General features: G+C 65.2%; 18 protein-coding genes and 1 pseudogene. 7 read left to right on the top strand and 12 right to left on the bottom strand.

Annotated features, from left to right (window positions below; all coding sequences use genetic code 11):
- Positions 1-110: 110 nt before the first annotated feature.
- From ACFQZ6_RS15480 to ACFQZ6_RS15505, 6 genes are all read right to left on the bottom strand, one after another.
- On the bottom strand, positions 111-2018 hold the full coding sequence (locus ACFQZ6_RS15480; protein WP_381608963.1) for an AAA family ATPase: 1908 nt from the start codon (positions 2016-2018) through the stop codon (positions 111-113).
- Positions 2015-2179, bottom strand: coding sequence for a hypothetical protein (locus tag ACFQZ6_RS15485; RefSeq protein WP_381608966.1), 165 nt, complete (start codon positions 2177-2179; stop codon positions 2015-2017). Before ACFQZ6_RS15485 ends, ACFQZ6_RS15480 begins: the two co-directional genes overlap by 4 nt.
- 11 nt (positions 2180-2190) lie before the next feature.
- Positions 2191-4278 (bottom strand): DEAD/DEAH box helicase family protein, encoded by a 2088-nt coding sequence (locus ACFQZ6_RS15490; protein WP_381608969.1) that lies wholly within the window; start codon positions 4276-4278, stop codon positions 2191-2193.
- Between the two features lie 715 nt (positions 4279-4993).
- Positions 4994-5299, bottom strand: a complete 306-nt coding sequence (locus ACFQZ6_RS15495) for a hypothetical protein (protein ID WP_381608971.1) — start codon at positions 5297-5299, stop codon at positions 4994-4996.
- A 181-nt stretch (positions 5300-5480) separates the two neighbouring features.
- On the bottom strand, positions 5481-6533 hold the full coding sequence (locus ACFQZ6_RS15500; protein WP_381608974.1) for a major capsid protein: 1053 nt from the start codon (positions 6531-6533) through the stop codon (positions 5481-5483).
- A 30-nt stretch (positions 6534-6563) separates the two neighbouring features.
- Positions 6564-6974 carry a head decoration protein gene (locus ACFQZ6_RS15505; RefSeq protein ID WP_381608977.1) on the bottom strand — a complete coding sequence of 137 codons (411 nt, stop codon included), beginning with the start codon at positions 6972-6974 and terminating at the stop codon, positions 6564-6566.
- Here ACFQZ6_RS15505 and ACFQZ6_RS15510 point away from each other — a divergent pair.
- Positions 6958-7542, top strand: coding sequence for a hypothetical protein (locus ACFQZ6_RS15510; protein WP_381608980.1), 585 nt, complete (start codon positions 6958-6960; stop codon positions 7540-7542). The genes ACFQZ6_RS15505 and ACFQZ6_RS15510 overlap by 17 nt on opposite strands.
- Before the next feature lie 437 nt (positions 7543-7979).
- A complete protein-coding gene (locus ACFQZ6_RS15515; RefSeq protein ID WP_381608983.1) occupies positions 7980-8693 on the top strand; it encodes a hypothetical protein in 714 nt (237 codons plus the stop codon).
- A gap of 461 nt (positions 8694-9154) precedes the next feature.
- Here ACFQZ6_RS15515 and ACFQZ6_RS15520 read toward each other — a convergent pair.
- Positions 9155-9699, bottom strand: a pseudogene (locus ACFQZ6_RS15520) (AAA family ATPase).
- A gap of 392 nt (positions 9700-10091) precedes the next feature.
- Here ACFQZ6_RS15520 and ACFQZ6_RS15525 point away from each other — a divergent pair.
- Entirely contained in the window at positions 10092-10427 is a 336-nt protein-coding gene (locus tag ACFQZ6_RS15525; RefSeq protein WP_381608986.1) for a hypothetical protein, read from the top strand.
- On the opposite strand, the gene ACFQZ6_RS15530 is transcribed toward ACFQZ6_RS15525, so the two are convergent.
- From ACFQZ6_RS15530 to ACFQZ6_RS15540, 3 genes are all read right to left on the bottom strand, one after another.
- Positions 10424-11262, bottom strand: a protein-coding gene (locus tag ACFQZ6_RS15530; RefSeq protein WP_381608989.1) for an IS5 family transposase whose coding sequence is annotated in 2 segments (ribosomal slippage) — positions 10424-10915 and positions 10918-11262 — 837 coding nt in all. Because the reading frame shifts where the segments join, the coding sequence is not laid out codon by codon here. The genes ACFQZ6_RS15525 and ACFQZ6_RS15530 overlap by 4 nt on opposite strands.
- A 678-nt stretch (positions 11263-11940) precedes the next feature.
- Entirely contained in the window at positions 11941-12408 is a 468-nt protein-coding gene (locus ACFQZ6_RS15535; RefSeq protein ID WP_381608991.1) for a type II toxin-antitoxin system VapC family toxin, read from the bottom strand.
- The gene (locus ACFQZ6_RS15540; protein WP_381608994.1) at positions 12398-12667 is read right to left on the bottom strand and encodes a type II toxin-antitoxin system Phd/YefM family antitoxin; all 270 of its coding nucleotides are present in this window, start codon (positions 12665-12667) and stop codon (positions 12398-12400) included. The genes ACFQZ6_RS15535 and ACFQZ6_RS15540 overlap by 11 nt, the downstream gene beginning before the upstream one ends.
- A gap of 162 nt (positions 12668-12829) precedes the next feature.
- On the opposite strand from ACFQZ6_RS15540, the gene ACFQZ6_RS15545 reads away from it, so the two are divergent.
- The 3 genes from ACFQZ6_RS15545 to ACFQZ6_RS15555 all read left to right on the top strand — a co-directional run bounded on the left by ACFQZ6_RS15545 (position 12830) and on the right by ACFQZ6_RS15555 (position 14888).
- Positions 12830-12985, top strand: coding sequence for an ATP-binding protein (locus tag ACFQZ6_RS15545; RefSeq protein ID WP_381608996.1), 156 nt, complete (start codon positions 12830-12832; stop codon positions 12983-12985).
- Between the two features lie 102 nt (positions 12986-13087).
- A complete protein-coding gene (locus tag ACFQZ6_RS15550; protein WP_381608999.1) occupies positions 13088-13834 on the top strand; it encodes an SDR family oxidoreductase in 747 nt (248 codons plus the stop codon).
- A gap of 43 nt (positions 13835-13877) precedes the next feature.
- Positions 13878-14888, top strand: coding sequence for a sigma-70 family RNA polymerase sigma factor (locus tag ACFQZ6_RS15555; protein WP_381609001.1), 1011 nt, complete (start codon positions 13878-13880; stop codon positions 14886-14888).
- A gap of 29 nt (positions 14889-14917) precedes the next feature.
- Here ACFQZ6_RS15555 and ACFQZ6_RS15560 read toward each other — a convergent pair whose 3' ends face one another.
- Both ACFQZ6_RS15560 and ACFQZ6_RS15565 read right to left on the bottom strand, forming a co-directional pair.
- Positions 14918-15790 carry a hypothetical protein gene (locus ACFQZ6_RS15560; protein WP_381609004.1) on the bottom strand — a complete coding sequence of 291 codons (873 nt, stop codon included), beginning with the start codon at positions 15788-15790 and terminating at the stop codon, positions 14918-14920.
- A complete protein-coding gene (locus ACFQZ6_RS15565) occupies positions 15787-16311 on the bottom strand; it encodes a SigE family RNA polymerase sigma factor (RefSeq protein ID WP_381618330.1) in 525 nt (174 codons plus the stop codon). Before ACFQZ6_RS15565 ends, ACFQZ6_RS15560 begins: the two co-directional genes overlap by 4 nt.
- Positions 16312-16577: 266 nt before the next feature.
- Here ACFQZ6_RS15565 and ACFQZ6_RS15570 point away from each other — a divergent pair, with 266 nt between their 5' ends.
- The gene (locus tag ACFQZ6_RS15570; RefSeq protein WP_381609007.1) at positions 16578-17729 is read left to right on the top strand and encodes a hypothetical protein; all 1152 of its coding nucleotides are present in this window, start codon (positions 16578-16580) and stop codon (positions 17727-17729) included.
- Positions 17730-17801 lie beyond the last annotated feature (72 nt).

A 17801-nucleotide genomic window follows, 5' to 3' on the forward strand; every position in this document is an offset into this window, starting at 1 on the left:
CACCTGATACTTGTAGTCACGCCCATCCACATTGATCGTTTCAGTTACGTCCGCCACACCAGCCTTCTTGGTGTGGGTCGTGATGACGTACTGCTTCCCAACGAATGGCGCTAGCTGATCTTCCGCAGCACCTTCTGCTTGGACCTACTCGTCAGCACGACTACTTGTGACGCCATCTTGGGTAGGAAGTCGGCTACCCTTCGCCGGTAATCGATGTCTAGGTTCCCAAACGCGGCGTCCAAGACAACAGGAAAGTCGCTCATGTCGCTCATTGCCCTGCTGTCGTTTTGTGCGACGCTCCGGCACTCCTCAGCCAGGGCAGCGACGAATGCAAGAGACAGCAGCATGTTTTCGCCTGTTGACTTAGGCGCACGCCGACGCTCATCTCCCCTGCCGATCCAGAGGTTGAGCTCGAAATCTTGCGTGATCTCAGGCACGTAGTCCTTTAGCGAGGAACGCTCAAAGACTTTTCGGATACGTGCGTCAAGACTGCGGCGTGTCCGCTGAGAGATCAGGTCTCTCGTTTTCTCCAAAGCCTCCTCGGCCTCGCGCAGGACCCTGATGCGATGTTGAATCCTCTTGTTTGCCGCGTTCTTGAACTCAAGCTTCTCTGCAAGAGTCGCCTTCTTTTCCAAGGATGACGCCAGAGAATCGAGCCGTTCCTGTACGGCCCCCTGACGCCACGTCTTCTCCCTGATAGTGCTCCGCAGTTCGTCACGCCTTGCTTCCAGCCTCGCGTGATCTTCTCCAGGGAGGTTCTTGATTTTACTCGTCACCTCGTCCAGCTCAGCACCGATTTCCTGCAGAGTTTTGCGACTCTTGGCAACAGCAGCATCGGCGCTCGCCAACTCGTCGACGAGCGACTTACGGTTGTCGTCCAGAGTGGCCATAGCTCCTTGGAGGGTCATCCAAGCACCCTCAACCTGAGCAAGACCCGCTCGCTCCAGCCATTCTTGGATCTTGGCCCGCTCCGGACTTCCATCAGTCAAGTGAGTTCCACAGATGCATTCCGCATCCCTGAGGAGATCCTCGACGAAGGTTCGCTTAAGAGGTGCCGGTAGCTGCCCTTTCTCCCTAAGCGCGGCGCATGCAGCGCGGATCTGCTCTGCAAACCCCGGAAGAAATGCCGTGAACCCCTTGGTGCGGATAAGGCGCCGGCGCGACTCTAGCTGTTCGTTGAGCGCTGCTTTGGCGTCCTTCTGTAGTTCCTCGAACCGAAGCCTGCTTCGCTGAAGTTCCGCTACACCTTCGAGCGAACGAAGACGGGTATCGACGCTATCCAGTTCTGTCTCGAGATGCGCGATATCCGACTTAAGCTCATCGAGCTCCTCTTGCTTTTCCTTTTGCTCGGCCTGAAGATCGTCGATCTCGCTGTTGACTCTGTCGATAGCGATCTCGCCGTCCTCTTCAGACCTCAATTTGTGCCGCATTTTGTTCCGGGCCTGGGACAGGTGACGAACACCGCGCTCCAGGGGTTCAATTCCGACGACAGTCTTGATCGCAGACTGGATCTCCGAATAAGCTTCTGGCTTAGCGAGATTCTCGATGCGCTCACCGTTGATGAAGAAGAACCACTTCAGACGGCTAGGGAGGATCTTTTCGATCCTGCTAGTTGGATTCGGGACCCGTGTCCACGCGCCTCCAGGTTCCTCTACACGTACGTCAAAGGATACTTTGCCGAGATTCTGCTCCGATCCATTCTTGATTCCAAGGCGATGTCGAGTTACACGGTGCCTCTTTCCATCGTGCTCGAATAGAAGAGTAACCGAAACCGGTACCTGGTCTCCCTCCTTGGCCTCGGACCAAACCTCAGAGTTGATGAGCGTTTCTTGTTCTTCAAAGTCGAGACTGAGTTCCCCGAAGAGGGCCCATGTGCACGCATTGAGGAGGGTCGTCTTGCCTCCGCCGTTCGTGCCGAAGACCATCGTCACGTTCTTGTCCGGGGCGGTAGTAAAGACAAGACGCTGCTCGCCGCGGTAATTGCGGAAGTTGAGCAGGCTAATCTCCTCAATCTTCATTTGACGATCCCCTCAACCTTCGCAATGATCGTGTCGACGATGCCTTCCGGCTTGAGGAAGTGTAGATTCTCCCTCTCGATCTCGAGAACCTCGGAAAGTAGCTCGCGAGCCTCCTCGCTGAGACCTTCCCAAATCTCCTCGATTGACTGCTCTTCGTCCATCAAGTCCCCTTCTAGACATCCATCAATTCGTAATGTTCGCGAAGGTCCCTCAAGCATGACAACGCATACCCTTGATTGTCTGCATAGCGCGCGAACTCGATGCACCTTTCAAGCTCTCGCCTAAACAGCCTTCTCTCGAGCTCAAACAGTTCTTGCGAGCCTGGTGGCACTGCGACGAAGTCGACAATGTCCGCGCGCTTCTTTCCCTCCGCTTTGCGGAGCACCCTTCCTCTGCGTTGAATGAACTGCCGCGGATTACTGCTACTGGCGAGCATGTACGCAATGCGCGCGTCGGGTAGATCAACACCCTCATCAAGACAACGCATCGATGCCAGCACCCGGATGCCTGATCCGGATGCGAAGTCCTTTAGTAGATCGCGGCGTGTCTTAGAGTCTTCCTCTGCGGTATAAGGATGTGTCGGGATTCGGAGTTCACTGCCTGAGACAGCGATCGCCTCGTCTAGTTGACGGATGCCCGATGTTCCTTGAAGAGTTGGGCGACTACCTGTCGCGCAATAGATCAGCTGGTATGGCTCAGTTTGACGCTTACCCAGTTCCTCTCGGAGAGCGGGGATCTTTCCTTCAGCGTGTCCAAGAACATTGGCGCGTTTCAGCAGCACCTGCCCGAGACGCTCTTCGACGTCAGCTCCGTTTGCTTGTCGGGCGTAGAGACGACCGATTTCCTTGGTTAGATCGCTGTAAAGCTCCGCTTCGTCCTCATTCAGAGGAACAAGGACAGGGTAGTAACGGTATGGCGTCAGTGCTCCTAGGGAGATCGCCTCTTTGATGCCGAGCTCAATTAGCACATCACCGAAGTACTCGGTGAGCGCCTCTGTCCCATCCGGATCCAGATGCCGATCGGGAGTTGCTGAAAGTCCAAGCCGGAACTCCGCCTTTTCAGGGAGCAGGCTACGCATTCTCTCGGACCCGAGATTGTGAACCTCATCCGCAAGGATGAAGAGAGGACAGGGCACCCGTCGAATGAGCTCCTGGAATCGATCCGTAACGAACGTTGTGTTGGTTACGACAAGCACAAGATTTCGTGGCTCGCCGATCACTAGAGCTGCAAGGGCGTCGCGAACGGAAGGCTCCCAACTTCGCCATGCCTCCCTGCATTGAATGGGAACAACGCCAAATTCCCGCAACTGGCTGGACCACTGATCGGCTAGCGCGAGTAGCGGCACGACCACGATCGTTACCAGTGAGCTCCCTACCACGCGGAGTTGGCGCCCGAGTTGATCTGCGGCAGCAAGTGCTGTGATGGTCTTGCCGGTTCCGGTAGCCATCTCGAAGATGCCCCGCCCACCCGACTCCAGCCAGGCTTCCACGGCTTTCTTCTGGTAATCCCGCAGGGCAATGCTTTCGGGAAGAGTTGGCCAGCCCTCTACAGGGTTTCGTGGGCTTGCGCCGATGAAACCACGCTGAACACCGATCTCGATAAGCTTCCGCCGCGCGGCTTCAGGGAAGAAAAACACTTCTAGAGCCGGCGTCCTTCCTGTCCACAAGTCCTCGAAGTCTCGCTGAATCCTCGAAGATCGGCGAGCGTCGGCTTCCTCCCAAGATCGGAAGACCTGGATTGATTCGAAGTTGTCCAGGAACGCAGCTGCAGTCTCGTTGAGTGATCCAGTGAAGGCTACCTGATTCCCGTACGCGTCGGTGATTACGCCAATTTTCTCGTGATAGATGCCGGCGCCTCGGCTCGACCTCATCAAGGCAATCTTGATGTCTAGATTGCCATTAGCGATTAGCCGGGCGAGAAGACCAATGCGGTCAAGTTTTTCTCCGGAGAGGAGTGAGATGCTCTCCATTTCACGGAGAACTGCGCCCTCTGCAACGGAACGCAGTGCGTACCCGCGATTGATTTGCTCAACGTCTTCCGCGCGAAGGTTTGGACTAGCGATTAGGCGGATGTTTCCGCCTGCTCGCTCAAGAGCCTCCACTCCCTCGGCGACGACAGCTAGCGATCCGCTCGTGAAGTAGCCAACAGCCCTGTCGTACCGGGTTGCCACCCTCAAGCAAGGCAGATAGAAGTCTCGTACCACGTCGTTGTAGCTGCTGCGGTAGCTGTCATCCAGAACCACGCCGCGGAGATCAGTCACTTCACGAACCTCCGTCCACGGATGGCAGTCAAGAAGCCCTGGGCAGTCAGCGGCGTCACCGTTTTCTTGGTGCTCGGGGAAGGAATCCCTATCTCCTCGTCGTTGATCGGGAGTTGCTGCTGAATCACGGGCGACGCTAGAGCAATGAGTAGCCCTGCCAGAATCTCTTCTACACTGCGGGGTCCGCAATTCTGCAACTCGAGCAGCTGAGGGATCGTGCAATCCAGCAGCGTCCGGCTGTTCCACAAGCCATTCACTGTGAGCGCGCGTCGAGCTCGGTGCGTCGAACAGTAGGGGCGGACATCGATAGAGGGCGGCGACTCGACTCCGAGAAGGATCACCAGCTTCTCACGACTGTCCGCAGCAATGGCCACCGTCTGGTGAGCAACGGCGAGGGCGGCAGATTCGCGAGCCCGCGCGGTCGTACGCCTAGCAATGGCTGCCACGGGGGACGTTGCGGACTCCTCCACTCGTTCCATACGCCCCCCGTCCAATCCCCGAGTAACGCCCCCGCCCTATCGGGCGGGAGCAGTGCCTACCCCCTGCTGAGGGCGCGTCAGACGCCCAGTGATGGCCACTGTAGCGCCTGTTCCAGCGTTTCGGTGAGCACCGCTTTGAACACGATGCACTGGGCGTGTCAGGTTAGACAGAGAACGTTTACGTGGAGGAAGCTCGAGGTTTTGCCATCGATAGAACTGCGCCGGAGTCGACGAGTTCATCGCCCAGGGCGCCGGGATAGCGGTGCAGGGAGGACATCAGTGGGCGTCGAGCGACCCGAATCGGCAAGATCAGCGATCTGACGCTCCAGAGCCTTGAGGTTCTCGGCCATGTTGACGGTGGCGATCCCCTGGACCGTCACGTCCAGGGGATCAGAGATGAGAGCAGCCTTGCGTTCGCGGAGAACCTCGACGGCCACGGCTCGTAGGGAGCCGAGGCGGTGATACCGGACGTCGAGATCCGCGCGGTCGGCTTCACCGAGCTCGGAGCGGAGATACGCATACTCGGCGTCGGACAGATTCACGATGCTTCACCCTTGGTTGTGCGAGATCTGCGGGATGGCTCCCGTACCCATGCGTCCGGGTGAGTGATCTGCTCGGCGATTGCCGACTCGTTGATCTCTGTGCCCGGTTGGAGGAGCAGAGTCTCGTGCGTCTTGGGGTCCGTGACGAAGACCGCGGCGGCGAGGGTGCGAGTAGGAGGCATCAGAGAACCTTCGCGGTGATGTAGATGTCAGGCACGTACATGACCGGCATGGCGACGGCGGCGCCCTTCGTCCAGACCTGCACCGGGTCGTCCTGGTAGTCGGCGGTGATGACGATGCCCGGGGCGTCCTCCCGTCTGATGGCCGGCTTGGTGCCGGAGGACAGGACCAGGGACTCGGCGGTGATTCCGTACTGGGTCTCCGCCCACGACTCGGGGTTGGGCGGGAGGAGGATCCAGCGGTCCTCGGGGATGACGCGCTGGTAGGTGTCGTCGACGGAGATCTGGACGTCGTAGACGGTGATCGGGGGGAGGTTGTAGCGAGCGCGGACCACCTCCACCTCGTTGGGGGCGAGGACCGCGGTGGGGGTGGTGGAGCCGTTGACGCTGCCGTAGTACGCGGCGCGGTAGGCGTCGTTGGCTGCCAGCGTCGCGCGCGCCTTGTACGAGGTCAGCACTCGGGCAGGGAGCGGGGCGCCGATGGAGCGCAGGTATTCGATCCAGCGCAGTTCGTCGGCGATGGGGTCGCTCGTCGGGTCGGACCAGGGCTTCGGGGCTGTGGGCATGTTGGCGGCCGGGACGTCGAAGTCGGCTTCCAACGTCAGGCCGTTCTCGCCGTTGAGGGTGAACTTGCCGTCGAGGAGGAGGAGGAGGTCGCCGGCGGCGAGCTCCATGCGGTTGTGGATGGACTCGACGTGGCGCTCGATGTCGTCGTAGAGGAGCTCGACGAACTCGGAGGAGTCGGCGCCGCGGGCGGTGTCGAGGAGGATCTGTTCCAGTTCGCCGACGATCAGCTTCTGGCCGAGCGGGGGCAGCATGCCCTCGGTGATGATCTTCTCGGCCTGGCGGCGGGCGACGGCGGTCTGGGCGTCGTAGGCGCGGAACTTGGCGGCGTTGACGCGGCGCTTGCTGCTCTTGATGCGGAACTTGACGGAGTTCAGGCGGCGTTCGGGCATGACCGTGCGGGTCAGCTCGAAGTCGGCCGGCGTCTGCATGGTGCGGGCGAAGGCGTTGAGGTCGGCCGCGTCGATGTCGCGCAGCAGGGTTTCGAGCATGGGGGTGGGGTCCTCAGCGGGGCAGTTGGCTCAGATGAAGTGGATCTGTGCGGTCGAGGCGGTGATGGTGGAGACGTCCAGGCCGCCGGGGATGTGGGCGGCGGCGATGACGCCGTGCCACAGCAGGGCCGCGCCGGCGCGGCTGCTGCCGGGGGCGAAGGGCACATCGGCGAGGAGTACGCCGGTGAAGGTGGCGCGGCCGTCGGTGGCGTCCTTGTCCCAGGGGCCGTACAGGCCGGCGGCGGTGACGCGGCCGAGGGGGATGCCGGCGTGCATGACGTTGCGGGGCTGGGCAAGGCCCGGCGGTGTGTAGTGGGTGCCCTGTGTGAACAGGCTCGTGTCGAGGGTGATGGTGAGCGGGGTGTCGAGTCCGTGGACCGATGCCAGCCAGGGGCGGTCGGCGGTGGCGGACTCGGAGTAGGTGATGGGCTGGAGATCCACGCCAGAGTCCTCCGGGCGGGCAGCAGGACTCGGTGACGGCTGGACCGTCGACACCGAAAGCAAGCCCCATCCGGGCCTGTCGGCGTTCCTCGCCCACCCCGACGGTCGTCGCATCGGTATCAAGCACATCTGGCGAGGCGCAGCCGTCCAGACGTGGGCCCTCGATGTGCCGCCCCGCGAGTTCAACAACGACGGAGACGCGGAGACGTACGCGAACAGCCTCAAGCACCTCACCCCGGGCATCCGCTACAACGTCGGGGTCTGCTTCACGAACAACCCTCCCGCCGCAACCACCGCACGGAACATTCGCACCCGGCTCCTCCCTACCTTCGACGGCAAGCGCCAGCCGCTGCGCGCCTTCCCGAAGAAGCCGTCTCGCCTTACAGCAGCGGCGGAGAAGCCTCAGACCGCCACCGCCGCGGCTCACGGCAGCGCACCCGCACAAGCTGCGGACCAGTCTGAGCCGGAGAAGGTCACCGCGAAAACCACGGAACCGACGAGGAGCCCGCGCCGCACGATCAAGAAGGCCCAGCCTGCCAAGGACAAGCCCGAGTCGAAGAAGAAATAGCCGACACCACCGTCAGAGCGCAACACGGAGACGGCCACCAAGACGGTCAAGTCGAACGCACCCAGGGGCCACGGAACTCGCAGCTGACTGAACCTATGACGCGCAACTGATCAGCATCCACGGGTGCGGGGTGATCTGCGCATCACCCCGCACCCTCCAGACGTTGCGCAGTCCAAGGACTGCCACCACATAGCTTGATCTCTTCGAAGAGAAGCAGCCCGCCGTGGACCGCAGGCCCACCCGCGAGGTCCTCCCCAGTAGTCGTCCATGGGAGCCGTACGCACCCAATCCATACGGAAGCGTCGATGGTCGCAAGTACAGTTGGAGCATGGCTCCCGGTGGGCTCGCCTCGTTCGCCGAACGGCAGCGTGTGCATGCGAGCCGGAAGGCCGGGTCGGGGGCATCTGTCGTGCACACCCGTGGGGGGAGAGTGGCAAATGGCTAGTCTTAGAGGCCGCCTTGAATATTCTGATGAACTGACTCCTGGGCAGACCAAAGATGGTGGCCTCCATCAGAATCTATACGACAGCCAAGGGCGCCTCGTTGGCCATGCCACGTTCATTCCCGACGATGAGAACGAAGCAGATTCGCCGGAGCGCTCGGAACTCGATAAGCTGCTCGGCGCCCTGGTTCTTCTTGGCGCCATCAAGGCTGCGGAGAAGGCCGCGCCACACCTCAAGAGATGGTGGAACGATCAGGCACTTCCGTACATGAAGTCCGCGCGTATCAGACTGGCGCAAGCCCGCAAGTCTGACAGTCAAGCCGCACCAACCGCGTCGACCACTTTGACGGAATCTGCACCTGCACAGACCCCGCAAGAAGTGGCCGCTATTGGCGAAGATTACCGAGCAAGTATGAGCAGCACAGAAGCGTGGGAACGTTTTGTTGCGGCGCTGATGGCTAGGCTATTCAGTGAAGAGCAGATGCGAATTCTGCGTAATGTTCAGATTAAGGATGAGAATGACCCTTTGGAGTTGAGCGCCGTGGGAGCGCTCACGCCTCAGCTTGGTGACAGCATCAGGTTGATGCTTGAGACGAATCCTTCACTACTAGACGAAGAGACATTGGCTGAACTCGGGAGGGTCCTCGCGAGGCATCGAACCGATGGCGGCGTTCTGTTGAGGAACGAACAGATCAACGCGTCCGTCTGACTGATGGGTCCAGCTGAGGTTGCCCCAGCTAGTTGGCGCGCTTTCAATTCGTGTGCGAGCTGAAAGCCGAGGCTCACGGGCTACCACCATGGTCACCACTGCCGACCTCGCGGCACCGGGCTTCCAGTCATCTGAGGTCAGAAGCTCGTTCAGCGCTCCGCCCTGATCACGTGAATGTGGATGGAGACGCATAGCCAGCGGGAAACGTCATCCCCCTCTGCCTCTCCGCCCCAAAAATGGCCGGATCAGCTCCGTGCGTGAAGTAGGCAAATGGCACACAGCAGTGCGTGCGTCACCATGACACAAGCCGCCTACTCCGCCGGCCGAGGCCCTGCACTCCGGCGGTACCTCGCCCGCGCCTCGCGCAACGCGGTCAGCTCGGCACCTTGCTCCGCACCATGCCAAGACCCATCAAGACGGCGGATAACCGCAGGCCATCACCGCCACCACCACACCGTGCCCTACCGGCCAGGGCCCACGCCGACACGGTTCAGTACCTGGTCGGCCAGCTCCTGCGGCGACAGTTCGCCGTCCAGGAACACCGTGTCGCTGGGCAGGGTGTCGGCCGCGGCCATGCATGGTTCGATCCTGTCCCTGCACCAGCGTCGGACCCGCTCGTCCTGCTCAGGGTCGTCCGGGGTGAAGCTCCGTCCGTCGATCCGCTTTTCCAGGACCTCTCGGGAGACCTTGAGGAAGAAGTGGTGGACGGTGATGCCCGCGTCCTTCAACGCGTCGAAGATCTCACCGACATACCCGGGGTTGACCAAGGTCATGGGGACCAGAACCGGGCGGCGGTACTCCTCGACCAGACCCACCGCCAGGTCGGCGACCTGCCGACGCCACAGCCTGAGATCCTGGAAGTCGCCGGTCGGCACCTGCACGATCTCCCGCAGCACATAGCCGACCATCTCCGGGTCATAGACGAGTGCCTCGGACCAGCGCGGACGCAACTCGTCCACCAGGGTGGTCTTCCCGCTGCCGAAGCACCGTTCACCCAGACGATCAACGTCATCCTCCCGCCCCGTCGCCATGCCCGCGCGTCGGGCCCGGCATGTCGGATCAGCATGCCCGGCGACTTGGGTGGGGCCAAATTCCATTGACAGATCATGCCCGAAAGATCGCCAAGTGGGGCCGAATCCCACTGGGCCGTTTCACGCTGACGAAGCCACCCACGTGAGTGTCAGGTACTCCACCGATGTGATGCGTACTCGCCCGCGAAGGCCGAGCGGTGCTCACGAGTTCGCAAGAAACGACCCGACGTGCCCCGTTGTACGCCCCTGGGCGCCCGAGCACATCAGCCGACCCCGATGGGGACTAAGAACCCCTAACGGAATTCTCTACGCGGACCTGAGAGCTAACTCAGGGGACGCGAACGAACGCGGTTGCTACTGTCCGGACGTGACCCTGACTGACCTCAACAACGGCTTTCGTGACGATGAGCAGCGGCAGCGCGTCCAGAGGGTCATTCATGATCGCCTCGCTGACGACCGTGACCCTCAGGAATGCCGCTACCTCATGCGGTTCTGGTGGCAGCTGGTCATGTCGTACCAAGAGGTGTCGATGGTCGAGCTCAGCCTAAACGTCGGCACTCCGAAGCTGGACGTGATCGAGGCGCTGATCAGCGCCATCAGGTCGTCCCATGCTGACATCGACGCCTGGATCACCACCACACAGCAAGTCTTCCCGGTGATCCAAGATCGCGGCTTCAGTGCTGCCCAGGGCAACGAAAGCTAACGCGCCCGGAGCTTCTTCAGCCGTCGCCAGCAGAGGATGCTGCAAGCGAGGCTGAGGAAGGCTTCGTGGATGTCATCGCGTATCTCCCAGCGGATGCGCAGGCGGCGGAACCAGTGCAGGTGGGCGAACGCTCGCTCGACAACCCAGCGTTGGATGCCGAGGCCGGAGCCGTGCTCGGTGCTGCGGCGGGCGATCTGCGGCTTCACGCCGAGGTCCCAGAGCCGGCGGCGGTACTTGTCGTGGTCGTAGCCGCGGTCGGCCAGCACCACATCAGGGCGGCGCCGGGGCCGGCCGCGCTTGCCCCGCACTGGTGGTACGGCCTGGAGCAGCGGGATCAGCTGGGTGACGTCGTTGCGATTGCCGCCGGTCAGAGTGGCGGCGAGTGGGATGCCGGTCGCGTCGGTGATCAGGTGATGTTTGCTGCCCGCCCTGCCCCGGTCGACAGGGCTTCGTCCCGTCTTGGGGCCCCCTTTAACGCGCGGATGTGGGAGCCGTCGACCGCCGCGCGGGAGAAGTCCAGGGCATTCGCGCCGCGGAGCTCGGCGAGGAGAACCTCGTGCAGCCGTGGCCACACCCCCGCCTCGGTCCATTCGGCCAGGCGACGCCAGCAGGTCATGCCGGAGCCGAAGCCGAGTTCCTGCGGAAGGTGTTCCCAGGCGATCCCGGTGTGCAGCACGAACAGGATCCCCTGGAACACCAGCCGGTCCGGATGCCGCTTGCGCCCTGGGTGCCGAGCCCGACGCTCCACCTTGGGCAACAACGGCTCGATCACCGCCCACAGCTCGTCATCGGCATCCCACGACTTCCGCCGAGCCACCCCACACCTCCAGATCATCGGTCTGGAGTGATCTAACCACCTTGAAGATCATTTCGTTAGGAGTTCTAAGTGGGGACAGTGCGGGGACAGGAGGTCCCGGCGGGGACAGATTGGGGACGTAGTGCTTGGTACAGCCAGGGACCGGCCGGGACAGCGTGGGACCAGCCGGGAACTCGTTCGTGCAGGTCAGATCCGGTATGGCGGCCCGTGAAGGCGCCTCTCCGGAGTCCTTCCTGGTGAGGCCGCTCCAGTCCCACCAGCTCCAAAGGTGACCTTTCTCCTAAAGCGGGTGTCGCAGGTTCGAATCCTGCCGGGGGCACCAGGGAAGCCGCCCCGGACCGATCGTGGTCCGGGGCCTTTGGCAACTCGAATCCCAGGCAGCGCGCGGGGGGAAGATGACGTGGGCGTCATCTTCCTCCATGGCCACCATCAGTGAGCCGTCCCGTGCCTTGGCCAGGCGTCGCCGCAGCGGGTGGGTCGGCACGGTGGCGCCACCCTCCATCCGGGACACCTGGAGCCGCGTCAACCCGGCCCGCTCGTGCCAATTCAGCCTGGGACAGGCCGAGTTCGGTGTGGAGGGCATAGACCGCCCGCCCGGGATCGCTGGTCAGCCGCGCGTCGACATGCTCCTGGTCGTACTCCACCGCCTCACCGCAAGCTGCCGGACCCGGCGCGTTCTCCACGGGCTGTGACGCATCAGCTCCCGTGGGGCACCGTGGGGCGGGTGACCGGTACGACGGTGAGGAGGTCGTCAAGCCCTTCGAAGTCGTCGGGGTTGGTGGTGAAGAGGGGAAGGTCCTCGGCCACGGCGATGGCAGCGATCATCAGGTCGGCCACCCGACGGCGCGGCTTGCGGCCGGCGCTGATCACCGCCGCGCAGATACGGCCGTAGATACGTGCCGCTTCGGCATCGAAGGGGATGGGGTCGAACTCGTTTTCGGCGCGTTGCAGGACATCGAGCCTGCGGGCACGTTCGGTGTGTTCGTCGTAGCCGCTCTGCTCGTCGTTGCGACGAACCTCGTGCGGACCGGCGGACAGCTCGGCCAGGGTGATGGCGGTGATCGCCATTTCGTCCGGCAGCTCCTCGGGGGCCACCCACCGGCGAAGAATCATGATGTTGGTGTCGAGGAGCCCTTGCTCGTACGTCGCACGGTCAGCGGGCATAGGGATCATTCAGGTAGGTGTCGGCCGTGGCGTCCTGGTCGGTGCGGAACGCGTCGAGGGCGATGTCGGGTGCGGTCCGGGACATCGCGGCGAACTCTCGACGGGAGACGAACCGACGGCGTCGCCGCAAGGGGACGAGCTGACCGATCGGCTGTCCGTCACGGGTGACGGTGAACGACTGACCGCCCTGAATGGCGTCCATGATCTCCCGGGACCGACTACGCAGATCCCGCTGGGTGATTTCGGGCTGAACGCTCATACCGACCACGGTAGCACCCGGTGCTACGCCGTGGCACCACTCGGTCATGCAAGACGTGCATTCGGCGTGGTCTCCCCTGCTCCAGCGGCGGTTACATGGAGTAGCCGCACCGAACCAGGAGGCAACTCGTGACAGCACGACGCTGGGCCGGTTTCGCTCACCGTGCAGTCTGACGAACACGCTCTGCGCATCGAGGTCTACGACACCTGCCCGGAGCCGTACAGCGAGAGCGGCCGGGGTCTGTTCCTCGTCGCCGCTCTCGCGGACCGGTACGGCGCCGACGCGACCGCGATCGGCAAGTGCCCCATCCGGCCGTGACTCACGTCACACACCCCGTCGCGGGAGCAGCGACGCTTTTTGCTTTCGGCGCTGGTCTGAATACGGACCGAGTCCGAACACCGACCACCCCCGGAGTGTCCGATGTCTGTTTCCTTCTCCACCGCCGTCGTCACCGGTGCCAGCCGTGGCTTTGGGCGGGCGATTGCCGCCGCGCTCGTTGGGCAGGGCGTGCGCGTTGTCGGTATCGCCCGCGATGAGGGGGAGCTGCGTGCCGTGCGTGACGGGCTCGGGGAGGGGTTCGTGCCCCTTGCCGCCGATGCCGCCGATGAGGTGCTTGCTGAGGAGGTGATCAGGGAGTACCGGCCTGGCGTGCTCGTGCTCAACGCCGGGGCCGCGCCGCACATGGCGCCCGTGCAGGAGCAGACCTGGGAGACGTTCAGTCGGCACTGGCACTCCGACACCCGGCATGTCTTCGCCTGGACCCGGGCCGCCCTGCGGGAGCCGCTGGCGCCGGGCAGCGTGGTGGTGTCGATGTCGAGTGGGGCCGCCCTGGCCGGGTCGCCGCTCAGCGGTGGGTACGCCAGTGCCAAGGCCGCCATCCGGTATCTGAACGGGTACGCGGTCGGGGTCTCGCAGGCCGCCGGGCTCGGCATCCGGTTCCACACGCTGCTGCCGAACATGACCCCCGAAGGCCACGTCGGTTCGGTCGCGGTCGATGGCTATGCCGCGAGTCAGGGTGTCGACCGGGAGACGTTCATCAAGGGGCGGGAGCAGCCGATCCTTACCGCCGAGCAGGTCGCCAAGTGTGTCGTCGAAGTCGTCCAGGACTCGGGCAGTGCCACGGAGTACCAGGTCACCGGTGCCGCCGGGCTGCGGCCGGTTGACTGAGCCCAGCGAGCTGACAGGGCCGTACCTGAGAGGAGTCGCCACGATGACGCCGGGCGTCACAGCCGAGTTCGCCGCCAGCACCGAACCGTACCGGGCCGAACTGGTCGCGCACTGCTACCGGATCGTCGGGTCGATCCACGACGCCGAGGACCTGGTGCAGGACACCTACGTGCGGGCCTGGCGGGCCTTCGAGCAGTTCGAGGGCCGGTCGTCGGTCCGGCGGTGGCTGTACACCATCGCCACCAGGGTTTGTCTGACCGCCCTGGAGGCAGGGGCCCGGCGTCCCCTTCCCTCCGGTCTCGGCGCGCCCGCCGACGATCACCGGGTGGCCATCGCTGGACGCGAGCCGTCGGTGCCCTGGCTGCAGCCCGCGCCCGACGCGCTGTTCGGCTCCGGCGACCCGGCGGCCATCGTGGGCGGCAGGACGGGGGTGCGGCTCGCGTTCGTCGCCGCGCTCCAGTACCTGCCCGCCCGGCAGCGCGCCGTCCTCACGCTGCGCGACGTGCTGGCGTTCCCGACGGCCGAGGTCGCCGAGATCCTCGGCACCACGCCCGCCGCCGTCGACAGCGCGCTGCGCCGCGCCCGCGCTCGCATGGCCGAGGCCGGACCGGTCCAGGACGACCTGGCCGATCCTGGCGAGGCGACCCGGCGCGCCCTCCTCGACCGCTACGTCGACGCCTTCACCCGCGCCGACACCGACGCGCTGGTCGAACTGTTGCGCCTCGACGTGGAGATGGAGATGCCGCCGACGCCGACCTGGTTCACCGGGCGCCGGGCCGTCATCGGGTTCCTGGCCGCCCGCGTCCTGCACAGGGAACGGTGGCGCATGGTGCCCACCCTCGCCAACGGCCAACCCGCCGTCGTGGCCTATCAGTACGCAGGCGACGGCGGGCGGTACGAGGCGTACGGGGTCCAGGTCCTGACCGTCGTCGGGGACCGTGTCGCCCGTATCACGGCGTTCAACGATCCCGGCCTGGTGCCGACGTTCGGGTTCGCCCCCGTGCTGGAGGCGCGGCCCATCCGCCAGCGTCCTCCCGCCGACACAGGGCGGTGAGACCTTCGCGGCCGTTCGACCGCTCGGCGCTACTTCGGCGTCACCAGCTCCGGTCGCAGCATCAGCGCGCGGAGCTGTTCCCGGGCCAGGGGTGGGGTCGGCAGCATGGGGCCGAGTGCGTTCTCGCCCCGGTAGCCCGTGCTGTCGCGGACCAGGAGGGTGCGGCCGTCCGGGAGGGTCAGGACGCCCTTGAGTTCCTCGCCCCAGGTGGGGGTGGACTCCTGCTCGGGGTCTTCGGGCTGGCGCCAGATCGTCAGGGTGCCGCCGCCGGAGGTGCGCTCGCGGACGCAGTCCCTGTGCGCCGGGTCGGTGTCGGCCGGTGTGCACAGGCGCGCGTCGGGGAGCTTGGCGTCCAGGGACGCGCCGTCGCGGACGCTGATCGTGAGGTAGCCGACACCGCCGTCCCGGTGGATGGCGTAACCGCCGTCCAGAGGGCCCCCCTCGGGGCCGTCCGGGGCCACGGCGTCCAGGTCCGCGTTCTTGAGCAGCAGCGGCAGGGACACCTCCGCCACCCTCCCCGTGCCCGCGGGAAGCAGTTCGGCCAGCTTCTCCTCCCGGCCCGAGCCGCCCGTCAGCCGCGTGTGCGTGGGGGCGGGCGGCGCCGCCGTGGTCTGGGCCGGTGTCCCGTCGGGCAGCGTCAGCAGGGCGCCCACCGTCGCCGCCGTCAGCGCCGCGCCCGCCAGGAACGTACGGCGGCGACGTCGGCGTATCCGCGCCGCCTTCGCGAACACCGTGCCCGCGTCGAACGACGGGGCCCCGGTCGTCTCAGCGGCTTTCGCGAGCAGGTCGCGCGCCTCGTCGGCCAGGGAGTCGGGCGTCGAGTCGGGCGTCGAGTCGGCCGTCAAGTTGGCAGTCGCGTCGGCAGTCGCGTCCGGCGTCGCGTCGGGCGTCGCGTCGGTCATACGAGTTCCCTTCCCATCTCGGCGCGCAGCGCCGCCAGGCCCCGCGCCGTGTGGCTCTTCACCGTGTTCTCCCGCATACCGAGCAGCGCGGCGGTCGCCTCGACGCTCTGGTCCTCCCAGTACCGCAGCACCAGCACCGCCCGCTGCCGTGGCGTGAGGCGGGCCAGTGCCGCCCGCACGACCAGTCCCGTCTCCGAGTCGGGCTCCGGAACGGGCAGTTCCGGCAGCTCGCCGTACGCCTGCTCACGCCGCCAGAAACGCCGCTTGCCCGCGATGAACGTGTGGAACAGCGTCTTGCGCGCGTACGCCTCCACGCTGTCCAGCCGCTTCAGGCGCCGCCAGCCCAGGACGACCTTCACCAGCGTCGTCTGGACCAGGTCCTCCGCCTCGTCGCGGTTGCCGCACATCAGGTAGGCGCTCCGGAACAGCGCCAGGCGTCTGTCGCGGACGAAGTCGTGCAGCGCGTCCTCATCGCCCCCCTTGCCCTCATGGGCCTCATCAGCCTCATGGGTCTCATGGATCTCATGGGTCTCATGGGTCTCATGGGTCTCATTGGCCTCATCGCCGGGTGCCACCCCGCCCCCTTCTCCCGGACCGCCGGTGCGGACCGTCCCACTCCTCCAGTGCGCCGGACCCCCCTCCGGGTTGCGGCCCCCCGTCCTCATGTCGTCCGCAACCTTCCGGCCTCCCCACCGCACTGGGACCAGTGCGGGCATCCCGACCGAGGCCAACAGGAGAGTTGAGTATGAGCAGACGAGCACGAGCACGAGTACGAGCACGAGTACGAGTGCTGGCGGGGGCCGCCTTCGTCGCCCTCGCGCTGTCCTCCGGCACCGCGCACGCCGACGGCCGCTGGCGCGCCGCCGACCTGACCGCCGTGGGCGACGCCCAGTTGTACGGCGTCACGCCCGTCGACGCCGACACCACCTGGGCGTACGGCGTCAGCGTCGCCCAGGACGGCAAGGCGCGCGTCACCACGCCGCTGCTGCTCGCCCGGGACGGGGACTCGGGCGGCTGGCGGCGGATACCGATGCGGGGGTGGACCAACAGCGACAACCGGATCAACTCCGTGGCCGCCAGCGCGCGGGACGACGCCTGGGCCGTCGGGGACTACGAGCCACAGTCCGGCGCGATCCACACCCAGCACTGGGACGGCACCGGATGGTCGGTGGTCGGCGCCCCGGTGCCCGACGGGGTGCGGTTCACCGACGCCGGGCTGCTCGACGTGTCCGTCCGTGCCGTCGGCGACGCCTGGGCCGTCGGCTGGATCACCGTCGTCGACAGCGAGGTCCCCGACCCGGACAAGCCCGGCGGGACGATCCAGGAGACGCACTTCGAAGCCGTCGTACAGCACTGGGACGGCGACGCGTGGCGGCTGGTCGCCCTGCCGGACGCCGCCTCGCTGATGGTGAACTCCGTCACCGCCGTCGGCGCCGACGACGTGTGGGTCTCCGGGTACGACGCCGCGGACCAGCCCGTGATGCTGCGGTACGCGGGCGGTCGTTGGTCCCGTGTTCCCGTGCCGTACGACGGGGTCAACGGGGAGCTGATGGACGTGGAGGCGCGCGGGAGCGGCGACGTCTGGGCCGCGGGGCGCAAGCTGAACGACGACGAGGACCGGGGGCACGCCCTCCTCGCGCACTGGAACGGCCGCTCCTGGCGGCAGGTCAAGGCCCCGGCGAGCGCCGGGCGTGTGACCGACCTGGCCCTGGCGCCGGACGGGGTGGCCGTCACCGGTCGCCAGGCGGACGGCACGCCCTACGTGCTGCGGCTGCGCGACGGACGGTGGTCCGACCCCGGTGTGCCGAGCGGTGGTACGGCCGACAGCTACCGGTCCCTCGCCGGGCTGACCTGGACTCCCCGCGGGCTCACCGTCGCCGGGAACGACTGGGGGCCGACCGGGCTGCCCACCCCGCTGCTGCTGACCAGCGGGCGCTGAGGCCCTCGCGGCCCGCGGTGCCGACGGCGTTCATGGGGGCGTCGTCCCCCTGTCCCGCCCTCCGGGAGCGGG

Origin of the sequence: Streptomyces flavalbus (assembly GCF_042674625.1) — a bacterium.
In the GTDB taxonomy this organism is placed as follows: Bacteria; Actinomycetota; Actinomycetes; order Streptomycetales; family Streptomycetaceae; genus Streptomyces; species Streptomyces flavalbus.